The organism is Stenotrophomonas sp. DDT-1 (assembly GCF_001580555.1).
Taxonomy (GTDB): Bacteria; Pseudomonadota; Gammaproteobacteria; order Xanthomonadales; family Xanthomonadaceae; genus Stenotrophomonas; species Stenotrophomonas sepilia.
In genome coordinates this window covers 1-13,665 of sequence record NZ_LEKR01000042.1, presented here as the reverse complement: position 1 = coordinate 13,665, position 13,665 = coordinate 1, and the positions used below count along the sequence as shown (strand labels likewise).

Annotated in this window: 13 protein-coding genes; 5 read left to right on the top strand and 8 right to left on the bottom strand. The window is 67.0% G+C overall.

Annotated features, from left to right (window positions below):
• Window positions 1-224 precede the first annotated feature (224 nt).
• Together aceA and aceB are read right to left on the bottom strand one after the other, a co-directional pair.
• Window positions 225-1,526 (bottom strand): isocitrate lyase, encoded by a 1,302-nt coding sequence (gene aceA, locus AB839_RS16955; RefSeq protein WP_061480262.1) that lies wholly within the window; start codon window positions 1,524-1,526, stop codon window positions 225-227.
• Window positions 1,527-1,590: 64 nt separating this feature from the next.
• The gene (gene aceB, locus AB839_RS16950; RefSeq protein WP_061480261.1) at window positions 1,591-3,213 is read right to left on the bottom strand and encodes a malate synthase A; all 1,623 of its coding nucleotides are present in this window, start codon (window positions 3,211-3,213) and stop codon (window positions 1,591-1,593) included.
• Between the two features lie 110 nt (window positions 3,214-3,323).
• On the opposite strand from aceB, the gene AB839_RS16945 reads away from it, so the two are divergent.
• Together AB839_RS16945 and AB839_RS16940 are read left to right on the top strand one after the other, a co-directional pair.
• Window positions 3,324-4,292 carry a LysR family transcriptional regulator gene (locus AB839_RS16945; RefSeq protein WP_061480260.1) on the top strand — a complete coding sequence of 323 codons (969 nt, stop codon included), beginning with the start codon at window positions 3,324-3,326 and terminating at the stop codon, window positions 4,290-4,292.
• A 306-nt stretch (window positions 4,293-4,598) separates the two neighbouring features.
• Window positions 4,599-5,507 carry a LysR family transcriptional regulator gene (locus AB839_RS16940; RefSeq protein ID WP_061480259.1) on the top strand — a complete coding sequence of 303 codons (909 nt, stop codon included), beginning with the start codon at window positions 4,599-4,601 and terminating at the stop codon, window positions 5,505-5,507.
• Window positions 5,508-5,601: 94 nt separating this feature from the next.
• Here AB839_RS16940 and AB839_RS16935 read toward each other — a convergent pair whose 3' ends face one another.
• Window positions 5,602-6,858: an MFS transporter gene (locus AB839_RS16935; protein ID WP_061480258.1), complete on the bottom strand. Its 1,257-nt coding sequence runs from the start codon at window positions 6,856-6,858 to the stop codon at window positions 5,602-5,604.
• 124 nt (window positions 6,859-6,982) lie between these two features.
• Window positions 6,983-7,609, bottom strand: a complete 627-nt coding sequence (gene lepB, locus AB839_RS16930) for a signal peptidase I (RefSeq protein ID WP_005420745.1) — start codon at window positions 7,607-7,609, stop codon at window positions 6,983-6,985.
• A 275-nt stretch (window positions 7,610-7,884) separates the two neighbouring features.
• Between lepB and AB839_RS16925 the strand changes: the two genes are divergently transcribed.
• Window positions 7,885-8,286, top strand: coding sequence for a hypothetical protein (locus tag AB839_RS16925; RefSeq protein ID WP_061480257.1), 402 nt, complete (start codon window positions 7,885-7,887; stop codon window positions 8,284-8,286).
• Window positions 8,287-8,289: 3 nt separating this feature from the next.
• A complete protein-coding gene (locus tag AB839_RS16920) occupies window positions 8,290-8,736 on the top strand; it encodes a 3-dehydroquinate dehydratase (protein ID WP_004153636.1) in 447 nt (148 codons plus the stop codon).
• Window positions 8,737-8,853: 117 nt separating this feature from the next.
• Here the strand turns inward: AB839_RS16920 and dcp are convergent, their stop codons facing one another.
• The 3 genes from dcp to arfB all read right to left on the bottom strand — a co-directional run bounded on the left by dcp (window position 8,854) and on the right by arfB (window position 12,160).
• Window positions 8,854-11,010 (bottom strand): peptidyl-dipeptidase Dcp, encoded by a 2,157-nt coding sequence (gene dcp / locus AB839_RS16915; RefSeq protein WP_061480256.1) that lies wholly within the window; start codon window positions 11,008-11,010, stop codon window positions 8,854-8,856.
• Window positions 11,011-11,121: 111 nt separating this feature from the next.
• A complete protein-coding gene (locus AB839_RS16910; protein ID WP_049413619.1) occupies window positions 11,122-11,724 on the bottom strand; it encodes a lysophospholipid acyltransferase family protein in 603 nt (200 codons plus the stop codon).
• Between the two features lie 4 nt (window positions 11,725-11,728).
• Complete coding sequence (gene arfB / locus AB839_RS16905) at window positions 11,729-12,160, bottom strand: alternative ribosome rescue aminoacyl-tRNA hydrolase ArfB (RefSeq protein ID WP_005420755.1); 432 nt, start codon at window positions 12,158-12,160, stop codon at window positions 11,729-11,731.
• 133 nt (window positions 12,161-12,293) lie between these two features.
• Between arfB and AB839_RS16900 the strand changes: the two genes are divergently transcribed.
• Window positions 12,294-12,821 (top strand): DUF2059 domain-containing protein, encoded by a 528-nt coding sequence (locus AB839_RS16900; RefSeq protein WP_061480255.1) that lies wholly within the window; start codon window positions 12,294-12,296, stop codon window positions 12,819-12,821.
• A 70-nt stretch (window positions 12,822-12,891) separates the two neighbouring features.
• Here AB839_RS16900 and AB839_RS16895 read toward each other — a convergent pair whose 3' ends face one another.
• The gene (locus AB839_RS16895) at window positions 12,892-13,635 is read right to left on the bottom strand and encodes a pseudouridine synthase (RefSeq protein ID WP_082783368.1); all 744 of its coding nucleotides are present in this window, start codon (window positions 13,633-13,635) and stop codon (window positions 12,892-12,894) included.
• Between the last annotated feature and the right edge of the window lie 30 nt (window positions 13,636-13,665).

Sequence of the window (13,665 nt, the reverse complement as noted above, 5' to 3'; positions counted from 1 at the left end):
TGGTGGCCCGTTCTGGTCACGGGCGCCCGGGCAAAACCCCTGCTGTATCAATTCGATGCCGGGTTTCACAGGGTTTCGGCCAAGTTGCCGGAACCCGGGGTGCGCCTGATTGACGCTGCCCGCTGGCTGCCCCTTGCATCGATACAACAACGCCGGCAGGTCCCCCGACCGGCCGGCGTTGTCTGGCCCTTCCCTGGCCACCCTGATCACCCGGCACTACCGGATCACGCGGCGCGTTCGCTGCGCCCGCCATGGAACTGCTCTTCCTCGGTCGAGCCGGTCAGCGCGGTGGTCGACGACTGGCCCTGCTGAATCGCCTGGGTCACCGCATCGAAATAGCCGGTACCCACCTCACGCTGGTGCTTGACCGCAGTGAAGCCGCGCTCGGCCGCTTCGAACTCGGCTTCCTGCAGTTCCACGAACGCGCTCATCTGGCGGCGTGCGTAGCCGTGGGCCAGATTGAACATGCCGTAGTTCAGCGCATGGAATCCGGCCAGGGTGATGAACTGGAACTTGTAGCCGTAGCTGCCCAGCTCGCGCTGGAACTTCGCAATCGTGGCGTCATCCAGGTTCTTCTTCCAGTTGAAGCTGGGCGAGCAGTTGTAGGCCAGCAGCTTGCCCGGGAACTTCGCATGGATCGCCTCGGCGAACTTGCGCGCGAATTCCAGGTCCGGCTTGCCGGTCTCGCACCACACCAGGTCGGCGTAGGGCGCATAGGCCAGGCCGCGGCTGATCGCCTGGTCCAGGCCGTTGCGGGTCTTGTAGAAGCCTTCGACGGTGCGCTCACCGGTGGTGAACGGCTTGTCGTTGCCGTCGATGTCACTGGTCAGCAGATCCGCAGCTTCGGCATCGGTGCGCGCGACCAGCAGGGTCGGCACGCCCATCACGTCGGCGGCCAGGCGTGCGGCGTTGAGCTTCTCGATCGCCTCGCGGGTCGGCACCAGCACCTTGCCGCCCATGTGCCCGCACTTCTTCACCGAGGCCAGCTGGTCCTCGAAGTGCACGCCGGCGGCGCCGGCCTCGATCATCGCCTTCATCAGTTCAAAGGCGTTGAGCACGCCGCCGAAGCCGGCCTCGGCATCGGCCACGATCGGCTGCAGGAAGTCGATGTCATCCTTGCCTTCGGCGTGGTGCAGCTGGTCGGCGCGCAGCAGCGTGTTGTTGATGCGCTTGACCACCGCCGGCACCGAATCGGCCGGGTACAGCGACTGGTCCGGATACATCTGGCCAGCCAGGTTTGCGTCGGCCGCCACCTGCCAACCGGACAGGTAGATCGCCTTCAGGCCGGCCTTGACCTGCTGCATGGCCTGGTTGCCGGTCAGTGCACCCAGCGCGTTGACGAACTCGCGCTCATGCAGCGACGCCCACAGCTTCTCCGCACCCAGGCGGGCCAGCGAATGCTCGATGTGGACGGTGCCGCGCAGGCGCACCACGTCGGCGGCGCTGTAGTTGCGCTGGATGCCTTCCCAACGCGGGTTGGTATCCCAGTCGTGCTGGATCTGTTCGGCAGTGGGCAGCTTGCTCATGTCTTTCTCCAGTTCGGTTCGTGCGTGCAGCGGGGAGGGAAACGGCGGGTTTGCGGGCAGTCGGTCAATCGATGCGCGCGTAAGCCGGCAGGGTCAGGAAATCGGTCAGTTCGTCGCTGCGGCTCAGTTCGCCGAGCAGGGCGATGGCCTCGCTGATGCGCGCGCCACCGGGCAGCGTGGCGGTATCGCCCAGCCGTGCTGGCAGCTGCGCCAGGGTGGAATCCAGCAGGGCCAGGTCGATCGCGGTGCCATCGTCCAGCTGCTGGCCCGGCGTATGCAGCCACTGCCACAGTTGGCTGCGGCTGATCTCGGCGGTGGCCGCGTCCTCCATCAGGTGATGGATCGGCACACAGCCGTTGCCATCCAGCCAGGCGGCCAGGTAGCGCACGCAGACTTCCACGTTGCCTTCGAAACCGGCGCGGGTGATGGTGCCCGGCGGCCGCGCGATCAGTTCGTCGCGGCCGACGCGCACATCCTGGCGCAGCACGCTGTGCTGGTTCGCACCGGGCATGTGCTCGTCGAAGATCGCCATCGCCACCGGAATCAGCGCCGGGTGCGCGACCCAGGTGCCGTCGTGGCCGGCGCTGACTTCACGCAGCTTGTCGGCGCGCACGCGGGCCATCGCCTGCTCGTTGGCAGCGGCATCGTTGTTGATCGGGATCTGCGCGGCCATGCCGCCCATCGCATGCGCACCGCGGCGGTGGCAGGTCTGGATCAGCAGTTCCGAATACGCCTTCAGGAATGGCTGGGTCATGGTCACCTGACCGCGTTCGGGCAGCACGCGGTCGGCGTGGCGGCGGAAGGTCTTCAGGTACGAGAAGATGTAATCCCAGCGCCCGCAGTTCAGGCCGACGATGCGGTCACGCAGTGCGTGCAGGATCTCGTCCATCTCGAACACCGCCGGCAGCGTTTCGATCAGCACGGTCACCTTGATCTGGCCGTGCGGCAGGCCGAGCATCCCTTCGATGTGCGACAGCGCGGTTTCCCACAGCGCCGCCTCTTCCATGCTCTGCAGCTTGGGCAGGTAGAAGTACGGGCCACGATCCTTCGCCTGCAGGGTGCGGGCGTTGTGGAAGGCGAACACCGCTGCGTCGAACAGGCCACCGGCGAGGAACTGGCCGTCGATGCGCACGTGCTTCTCGTCCAGGTGCCAGCCACGCGGGCGCACGATCAGCACCGCCTGCTCGTCGTACGGGCGCAGCGTGTAGTGCTTGCCATTGGGGGCGGTGTATTCCAAGTCGCCACGCACCGCGGCGGCCAGCGACTGCTGTCCGGCCAGCAGGTTGCGCCAGGTCGGCGAGGTCGAATCCTCGAAGTCGGCCATGAACACCTTGGCGCCGGAGTTCAGCGCGTTGATGACCATCTTCGGGTCGGTCGGGCCGGTGATCTCGACGCGGCGGTCCTGCAGCGCGGCCGGCAGCGGCGCAACGCGCCAGTCGCCGCTGCGGATCGCAGTGGTGTCTTCACGGAAGTCCGGCAGGCCGCCCTGGTCGAAGAACGCCTGGCGTTCACGGCGGGCCTGCAGCCTCGCCTGCCGGCCCGGTTCCACCGCGCGGTGCAGCGACACCAGCAGGGCCAGCAGCGGCGCCGGCAGCACGGTGTCCTGGCCGGCCACGCGGGTCGCCAGGGCGATGCCGGGGGTGGCCTTGGTGGCGGGAGTGGGAACGGCGGAAGCGACGGCGGACATGAGGCGACTCCAGCGGTGGGGGAACGTCTCCACGGTGCCGCCGGGCCTCAGTATTTGGCAAAACAGTTTTTGCAATGTTTTACATAAGTTGTGCTAATACTCGTTACACGATGAGCACACGCACCGCGCCAAGTCCGCGTTTTTCCTACAAATCCGACCGGCTGAAGCCGCTGCGCGCGTTCTGCCAGACCGTGCGCCTGGGCTCGGTCTCACGGGCGGCTGAGGCACTTTTCGTCAGCCAGCCGGCCATCAGCCTGCAGTTGCAGGCGTTGGAACGGGAGCTGGGGGTGCCATTGTTCGAGCGCAGCGGGCGGCGCCTGGTGCCCAGCCGCGAGGGCCAGCTGCTGTACGAGATGGCACAGCCGCTGGTGGAGAACCTGGACGGGCTGGAGGCGCGCTTCCGCGACAAGGTGCGCGGCCTGGACGCGGGCGAGCTCAACATCGCCGCCAACAGTTCGACCATCCTGTACCTGCTGCCGAAGATCGTCGAACGCTTCCGCCTGCACCATCCGGACGTGCGCCTGACCCTGCACAATGCGATCAGCGCCGACGGCACCGACCTGCTGCGCGAGGATGCCGCCGACCTGGCGATCGGTTCGATGACCGATGTGCCGGCCGACCTGACCTACGCCCCGGCCTACCGCTTCGAGCAGGTGCTGATCGCACCACACGATCATCCGCTGGCCAAGGGCGGCGAGCTGGAGCTGGCCGATATTGCGCGCTATCCGCTGGTGCTGCCGCCGAAGCGGCAGATCACCTACCGGCTGGTGGACCAGGTGTTCCAGCGCCACCGCATCGCCTACACCGTGGCGCTGGAGGTGGGGGGCTGGGAAGTGATCAAGCAGTACGTGGCGATGGGCATGGGCATTTCCATCGTGCCGGCGCTGTGCCTGAACGAGGCCGACCACGAGCGGCTGGCGGCGCGATCGATGAAGCGCTGGTTCCCCGAGCGCAGCTACGGGGTGATCGTGCGCCGGGGAAAGGCGTTGTCGGCGCAGGCGCGGGCGTTCATCGAGCTGATCCAGCCGGAGTTGTTCAGTCCGCGCGATTACGACCAGAGCGGGCATTCGGAGCGGTGAGGGGTGTTCTGGTTTGCAGGGCTGCCGCCCTGCACCCGCCGAAGCCAGATCAACGTCAACATCAAGAGCGGCATTCGGCGGGATGGCGAGGTGGGTCCGGTTGCGGGGGACGCTGCAAGTACGTCCCTGTAAGCTCGGTCGCGCCATCCATGGCGCTCACGCCCCCGCAACCGGCCCCACCCCGCCTTCGACAGTTGGTCGCTGCTGTTGGTGCCAGCTGCTGTTGGTGGGTGCCGACCGTTGGTCGGCACGGGATCGGATCCCATCTCTGATTCATTTCCGGCTGACGATGAATAAACTGGCCCCATGTCCATTGAACTGCGCCACCTGCGCTACTTCCTCGCTGTCGCCGATACGCTGCACTTCGGCCAGGCGGCGGAGCGGCTGGGCATGTCACAGCCGCCGCTCAGCCAGCAGATCCGCCAGCTGGAAGAACTGATTGGCGCGCGCCTGTTCGTGCGCAGCCATCGCCGCGTGCAGCTGACGCCTGCGGGCGAGCTGCTGCAGGAACGTGCACGCGCCATCGTGCAGCAGGTGGAAACGGCCGTGGACGAGGTACAGCGTGCACAGCGTGGTGAGCAGGGTGAACTGCATATCGGTCTGACTCGCGCCACGCCACTGTCACCGCAGATTCCGCGTTCGATCCTGCGCTACCGTCAGCAGTACCCGCAGGTGCGGCTGCAGCTGAGCGAGATGAACACGCTGCAGCAGATCGACGCGCTGCTCGACGGTTCACTGGACGTGGGCATCATCCGCAAGCGCGCGCTGCCGCCGGAACTGGTGGCGCACAGCCTGTTCGTCGACCCGCTGGCGCTGATCGTGCACGCCGACCACCCTGCCCTGCGCAGGCTGTCGAAGCAGGGCACGCTGTCGCTGCGCGACTTCGCGCAGGAGCCGTTCGTAGCGTTCCGCCGCAGCGCCGGCGCGGGCATCCACGACCACATGATCGCGTTGTGCGCAGCGGCGGGCTTCACGCCGCGCATCGTGCAGGAAGCCGGTGAAGCATCGACCTTGATCAGCCTGGCCGCTGCGGGCCTGGGTGCGGCGATCCTGCCGTCTTCATGCGATCACATACGCGTGGAAGGATCGCGCTTCGTGGCACTGGCCGATGCTGGCGCGCATTCGGAAGTGCAGCTGGCCTGGCACCGCGAACGGGTAACGCCGCTGATCCGCAATTTCGCCACGCTGCTGCGCGGAGCGTTCGCCGAGGGGTAGGCGTGCACTCCACCCGGGTAGTGCCGGCCGCTGGCCGGCAACCCCACAGGGGCCGGCATGCCGGCCAGCGGCCGGCACTACCGTACACGTTGGTTCACGCCGTCACCGGCTGCGGGGCGCGCTGCTGCAGCGCCCAGACAATGCCACCGCCGATCAGGGTCAGCACGGCGGCGAACAGGCACACACCCAGCCAGTCCCACGCCGCATAAGCCAGGCCGCCTAAACCACCAAGCACACTCGAACCCAGGTAATAGGCAAACAGATACATCGCCGAGGCTTCGGCGCGCATCGTACCGGCGCGGCTGCCAACCCAGCTGCTGGCCACCGAGTGGCCGCCGAAGAAGCCGAACGTGACCAGCGCGATACCCAGTGCCATCGCACTCAGCCACGGCATTGCCAGCAGTGCGATGCCGGCGCCGATCAACGCGAACGAGATCGACAGGATGCGGCCGCGCCCGTAGCGCGTTGCCTGCTGGCCCATCCACGCCGAACTGAAGGTGCCCACCAGATAGACGCTGAAGATCAGGCCGACCACGGTCTGGCTGAGGTGGTACGGTGGCGCCAGCAGGTGGTAGCCCAGGTAGTTGTAGAGGGTGACGAACACGCCCATCAGCACGAACGAGGTGGCGAACAGCCACGGCAGGCCCGGGTCGGCGAACAGCAGGCGCCAGCGCGACGGCAACCGGCGCAGGCCGTCACGACGGGGATGGAAGTGGCGCGACGGCGGCAGCTGAAGCCACAGCAGCACGGTACTGGCCACCGCGATGATCGAGACCACGCCGATACCCCAGCGCCAGCCCCAGTGGTCGGCGATGATGCCGGCCAGCAGGCGTCCGCTCATGCCACCGATGGCGTTGCCGCCGATGTACAAGCCCATCGCCAGTCCCAGCGCGCGGCTGTCCATTTCCTCGACCAGGTAGGTCATCGCCACCGCCGGCACGCCGCTCAGCGCCAGGCCGAGCAGCGTGCGCAATACCAGCAGCGTGGTCCAGTCATCGACCAGCGCCGAGCTCAGCGACAGCATGGCCGAGGCCAGCAACGCGACGATCATCAACGGGCGGCGGCCGACCGCGTCGGACAGCAGGCCGGCCAACAGCATTGCCACCGCCAGCGTGCCGGTGGTCAGCGACAACGACATCGCGCTGCCGGCGGCGGACACGCCGAAGTGACGGCTGAACTCAGGCAGCAGCGGCTGCACCGTGTACAGCAGGCCGAAGGTGGAAAAGCCGGCCAGGAACAGCGCCAGCGCGGTGCGACGAAAGGCCGGTGTGCCCTGCTGAATGCGGGTCTCGGCGCTGGGATCGACAGTGGGGGGGCGGCGTTCGATGGCCGCCGCGGTTTCGCCAGTCATGGGATCGATGGGCCGGTAGGGGCGGCCAAGCGTGGGAGGGAACGGGCCTCAGACTAGGCCCGTCTATCCAGTCGATCCATAACCTGATAGGTCATGATTGATATACGAGAAGTATCAATTCAGCTTACAGGCGCTGCCACTCGAAGCCGTCGCCCCGGCGGTAGTACACCGCCACCGCGCGGCCGTAGAGCTTGTCGGCGTCGACGAAGCCGAAGAAGCGGCCATCGAAGCTGTTGCCGCGGTGGTCACCCAGCACCAGCACCTTGCCGGCCGGCACCACCAGGTCGGCGATGTCCGGACCGCCGCCCATGTCCAGATCAAGGCGGGCGCGTCGCTCGCCGAAGGCTTCCACGTCCTGCAGGTCGGCCATCTGCAGCGGCTGCCCGTTGATGCTCAGATGGCCCTCGCGCATCTGCACATGGTCACCGGCCACCGCCGCGACGCGCTTGATCAGGCGGGTGCCGTCGGCCGGTGAGTCGAAGACCGCCACCTCGCCACGCTGCGGGGTGCCGGTCGCCATCAGTTCCGTGTTGGTGAACGGCAGACGCAGACCGTAGGCGCGCATGTCCACCACCACCCGGTCGCCGGGCTGCAGGGTCGGCTGCATCGAACCACTCGGCACCACGTAATGGTTGGCCAGGGTATCGCGGGCGGCGGCGAGCAGGCCGAGCATCACCAGCAGCGGCAATGCCTCCTTCTTCAGCCAGGCCACGGCGCGTTGGGAAAAGGGGGGGCGGGCAACAGCATCCATGACAGGCTCCGGTTGGGTGGTGGCTGCATCAGACCACATCCGGGCGCAAGAGGTTCCCGCGCCGCGCTCCTGTAGAGCCGAGCCTACGCTCGGCTTGTTCTTTGTAGGGTCGAGGTTGCCCGACTGGGGCGCAGAGCAGCCGAGCGTAGGCTCGGCTCTACATGAAGGGTTACGCAGGTTTTACGCCCCGGTCCGGCCGCCGGCATCGCACCTTTACGGGCAGCACGCGCATCGTGTGCCCACCGCGCCACACGGCGCATTCCGCAAGGTGTTGTATGACCCTCCTGGTGATCCGCCACGCCTCTTCGTCGGCACCGCGTCCCCAACTGCCGGCACAGCTGGCCGGCCATCGCGTGCTCTGCAGTGACTGTGCCAGCCTGTCCGAGGTACGCCAGTGCCTCTGCCAACCGCAGGCGCGCTCGGCCGACTGGGTACTGCTGGATGTCGGTGCCGCCGACGAGGCGCAATGGCAGGCCGAAGGTGGCGCGCTGCAGGCGGCACTGGAACGGCTACCGGCGCAGTACATCGAGTTGCAGGCGCCCAGCGAACCTGGTCTGGATGCACGCCTGCGCCTGCAGCACGGCCCCGCCGCCGTGGTGGTCGACCAGCGCAGCCAGCAGGCCGGTTACCCGTTGTCGCTGGCCATTGTCGGCCGCCGCCTGGCGCAGGAGAGCTGAGTCATGTCGATCTTCATCATCCGCGGCCCGGAAGCGGCCGGCGCCCTGATCCGCACCGCGATGCCGCTGCCGGCACCGGTCCTGAAGTCGCTGGTGCATCGCGCGATCGACGCCGGCACCAGCGTGGCGATCCGCGCCTGCGGTTCGGAACAGGAACTGCTCGATGCGCTGCGCGTGGCCGACCACAGCCGTGGCGAGGTGACGCTGCTCGATCCGGGTGCGTGTGCCAACAGCCTGCGCCTGCAGCGGCTGCTGCCCTATCTGCACAACGCGTATGTAGAGGTGCATGACGACGGCGCAGTGGCCGAACCGTGCCTGCCGGCCGGTGTCGGCCAGCGCCTGGGCATTGCTGCTGGGTATGGCGCGCAGAGTTATGTGCTGGCGCTGGATATCGCGCTCGATCACCTGGGCCTGGCCGAGCAGGCCAACCGGGTGCACGTGGGAACGTGATCCGCTTGTGTAGAGCCGAGCCCATGCTCGGCTGCGTCTCCAGAAAAAGCCAGCCGAGCATGGGCTCGGCTCTACACAAAGAAAAACGGCGGGGTTGCCCCCGCCGCTTTCTGTTTCTTACTTCAGCCCGCGGAACTTCAGCAGCGGTTCCACCGACGGGTCCTTGCCGCGGAAATCGCGGTACAGGGTCGACAGCTCCACGCTGTTGCCGCGCGAGAGGATCTTGTCGCGGAACTCCTGGCCGTTGGCCGCCGTCAGGCCACCGTGTTCGGTGAACCACTGGTAGGCGTCATGGTCCAGCACTTCGGCCCAGAAGTAGGCGTAGTAACCGGCCGAGTAACCACCACCCCAGATGTGGTCGAAGTAGGTGGTGCGGTAACGCGGCGGCACCTGCGGCAGGTCGACCTTGAACTTCTTCAGCGCGCTGGCTTCAAAGGCACCGACATCCTGCAGCGGCGCATCGGCCTTCTGCGTGTGCCAGGCCAGGTCGAGCAGCGCGGCCGACAGGTACTCGGTGGTCGCATAGCCCTGGTTGAAGCTGCGCGCCTTGAGAATCTTGTCGACCAGTTCCTGCGGCATCGCCTCGCCGGTCTTGTAGTGCTTGGCGTAGTTGGCGAACACCTTCGGGTCCAGTGCCCAGTGCTCGTTGAACTGCGACGGGAACTCGACGAAGTCACGCGAGGTGGCGGTGCCGGCGATCGACGGGTACTTCACGTTCGAGAACATGCCGTGCAGCGCATGGCCGAACTCATGGAACATCGTGGTGACGTCGTCGAAGCTGATCAGCGCCGGCTGGCCGGCAGCTGGCTTGGTGAAGTTGCAGACGTTGTAGACCACCGGCTTGGCACCGGTCAGGCCGTCCTGTTCGACGAACACGTCCATCCAGGCGCCACCGGACTTGCTGTCACGCTTGAAGTAGTCGGTGTAGAACAGCGCCAGCGAGGTGCCGTCCTTGTCGAACACTTCGTACACCTTCATGTCCGGGTTGTAGGTCGGAATGTCGGTGCGCGGCTTGAAGGTGATGCCGTACAGCTGGGTGGCGGCGTAGAAGACGCCGTTCTGCAGCACGTTGTCCAGTTCGAAGTACGGCTTGATCTGCGACTCGTCCAGATCGTACTTGGCCTTGCGCACCTGCTCGGCGTAGAAGTCCCAGTCCGAAGCGGCGACCTGGAAACCACCCTTCTGCGCGTCGATGACCTTCTGGATCTCACCGGCCTCGGCGCGCGCCTTGGCGGTGGCGGCCGGCACGGTGTCGGTCAGCAGCTTGAGCGCGGCCGCCGGAGTCTTGGCCATCTGGTCGCCCAGCTGGTAGTCGGCGAAGGTGTCGAAGCCGAGCAGCTTGGCCTTCTGTGCACGCAGCTGGGCCAGGCGCTGCACGGTCTGCCGGGTGTCGTTGGCATCGCCGCGCTCGGCGCGGGTTTCCGAAGCCTTCAGCACGGCGGCACGCTGGTCGCGATCGCTCAGCGAGCCGAGCACCGGCTGCTGGGTGGTGTTCTGCAGCGGCAGCAGGAATTTGCCATCCAGCTTGCGGTCCTTGGCGGCGGCCGCAGCATTGTTGATCGCGCCCTCGTCCAGGCCGGCCAGCTTGGCCTTGTCGTCAACGACAACAGCCGCAGCGGCGGTCGCGGCCACCAGGCGGGTGTGGAACTGGGTGGAGAGCGTGGTCTCTTCCACGTTGAGCTTGCGCAGGGTCGCCTTGTCAGCGTCGGACAGCTGCGCACCGGCGCGCACCAGGCCATCGTAATAGTGCTCGACCAGGCGCTTCTGAACCGGGTCCAGCTCCAGCGTGTCACGCTGGTCGTACAGCGACTTCACGCGCGCGAACAGCTTCGGATCGAGGTTGATCTCATCCTGGTGCGCGGCCAGCTTCGGCGCCACTTCTTCCTGGATCTTCTGGCGCGCATCGTTGGTGTCGGCCTGGACCAGGCCGAAGAAGATGCGCGACACGCGGGTCAGGGTCTCGCCGCTGCGCTCCATCGCCACGATGGTGTTGTCGAAGGTGGCCGGCTCGCTGCTGTCGGCGATCTTGCGCACGTCGGCCAGGTGCTGGCGCATGCCTTCTTCGAACGCCGGCAGGTAGTCGCTGTCCTTGATCTTGTCGAACGGCGGGGCCTGGAACGGCAGCGTGCTGGCACTCAGCAGCGGATTGGTGGAGGCTTCGGCCGGCTGCTGGGCCGGGGTCTTCTGGGCATCGGACACGGGGGTGGACTCCTTGCCGGAACAGGCCGCCAGCGCCAGGCTGATGGCGGCGGCCAGGACTACGGTACGCGACATGTAAAAACGCTCCTTGGGCAGACGGTATGGATACCAGCCCTCCACCCTACTCCTGTCGCGCTCGCCCGGCATGTGCCGGACGTGGCGTCTATGCGGCGTCCTGCGGCCGGCTCAGACCGTGCCGCGGGTCTTGCCGATCCAGGGCCGGTAGAACTCGCGGATGGCAGCCATGTCGGCCACATCGTCGCCGCTCGGGGTGAACAACGGACCGATGCCGATGGTCTTTTCCGGATAGTGGAAATACGCAGTCAGGATCGGCACGTCGGCCATCCGGGCGATCTTCAGGAAGCCGGCCTTCCAGTCCTTCACCGCCTTGCGGGTGCCCTCGGGGGTGATGGCGAACCACATCTTCTCGTTGTTGCGCAGCAGGTCCACCGCCTGGCCCACCGTGCCCTGTGGCGAGCTGCGATCGAGCGGAATCACGCCCAGCCGGTGCAGCAACGGGCCCAGCGGCCACCAGAACAGCGACGCCTTGCCCAGCACCTTCACCTTCATGCCCAGCGCGATCTTCGCCGCCATGCCCCACAGCCCGTCCCAGTTGGACGAATGCGGGGCGATGATGAAGACCAGCCTGGGGATGTCAGGCAGGGTGCCGGTCACCTTCCAGCCCCCCATGCGCAGGGTGCAGCGCGCCAGCCAGCGCAGGAAGGCGTTGGGTTTGACCTGCGGCATCTGCGGCGGCACGGCCGGCAGCAACGAAGTCGGGTTGTTCAAGCAATCACTCCCAGTCACGTGATGAGCGCCCGCGCTTGATCTGCGCGCGCCCGCGTTTGGCGTCCAGACGACGCAGTTTCGACCCGAGGGTCGGCTTGGTGGCCTTGCGCGGTTTGGGCACGCTCAGCCCGGCCTGGATGAAGGCCGCCAGCCGCTCGCGCGCATCCTCGCGATTGCGATCCTGGGTGCGGAAACGTTGCGCGTCGATGACCAGCACGCCTTCGCCGGTCATGCGCCGGTCACGCCGCGCCAACAGCCGCGCGCGCAACGGTTCGGGCAACGAGGGCGAATTGGCCACGTCGAAACGCAGTTCCACCGCAGTGGACACCTTGTTGACGTTCTGGCCGCCGGCGCCACTGGCGCGCACGAACCGCTCGACGATCTCGCCGTCGGGGATTTCAAGCTGCGCGCTGATGGTGACCGGTCCACTGCCCATCCGCGCATTGTAGCGGCAGCCACGTGGTGGAGTGCGCCATCGCGCCCCGTATGCCGCCGATCAGGCGCCGAACACGCCGCCTTCGCCTGGGCTGCAGGTATGCTGGCGGTCCCATGTACCGCAGGAAGCCCGCATGACCCGCTTCGCACCCGCCCTGCCGTCCCTGCTGCGCCGCGCCGCCCTGCTGCTGGCACTGGCCACGGCCAGCGTCCCGGCCCTGGCCGCCCCGCCGACCGACGGCGACATCAACCGCCTGCTGTCGGCCTCGCGCGCGCAGAGCATGATCGACACCATGGTGCCGCAGATCGAAGCCATGCAGCAGCAGCAGTTCCAGCAGGTGGCCGCACAGCGCCAGCTCACCGCCCAGCAGCAGGAACAGCTGAAGCGGATCCAGGCGCGGACCAGCCAGACCCTGCGCCAGGCCATGTCGTGGCAGCAGCTGCGGCCGATGTACGTGGACCTGTACAAGAAGACGTTCAGCAAGGAAGACGTGCTGGCGATGGCCGAGTTCTACGAGAGCGCGGCAGGCCAGAGCCTGCTGGACAAGACCCCGGCACTGATGCAGAACGTGATGGTGGCCATCCAGGCGCGCATGCAGCCGCTGTTTGCGGACCTGCAGAAAGACCTGGAAGCGATCGTCAACGAGCCGGAAAAGAAATAGCAGGGTGCGCCGGGCCATGCCCGGCCGCTGGCTGTAGAGCCGAGCCCACGCTCGGCTTACCGCAGCAGCATCAGGCGTCGTCCACCTGCCAGCCGAACAGGTCCAGTGCCTTCTGGAACTGGCGGTCCAGCGGCGCACTGACATCCACGTTGCCGCCCTCCGGATGCGGAAAACGCAGGCGCTCGGCGTGCAGCAGCATGCGGTGCACGCCCTGCATGCGGAAGATGCGGTTATGGCGCCCATCGCCGTGGCTGGTATCGCCGATCATGTGATGCGAGAGGTGCTTGAGGTGACGGCGGATCTGCCGGAAGCGCCCGGTCTGCGGCTGGCAGCGCAGCAGCGCGTAGCGCGAGCTGCTGAATTCGCCCACCGGCACCGACAGCTCGCCAGTGGCCAGGCGCTGGAAATCGGTGATCGCCGGCTTCTTCACCGGCTTGCCCGGCCCGCCGTCCAGATCATGGTCCACCCGCCAGGACAGCTCGGCCGGCCAGCCTCGGCAGACTGTCAGGTAGTCCTTGGCCACTTCGCCACCCATCAGTGCCTTGCCCAGCGAACTTGCAGTTTCGCGGTCGAAGGCCAGCAGCAGGCAGCCACTGGTGGCCCGGTCCAGGCGGTGCACGAGGAAGATCGGCCGCCCCAGCTGCTCACGCAGGCGGTCGGCCAGGAAATCATCTTCGCCACGGGCCAGCTTGCTGTCGTGGACCATCAGCCCGGCAGGCTTGTTGACCACGGCCAGGCGCTCATCCAGGTGCAGCAGCTGCAGGGGCGCGGTTTCAGTCTCGACCGCGGCGAGGGTGTCAGGTTCGGTACTCACCGCGGGATTATACGGGCGCCCTGATCGGGG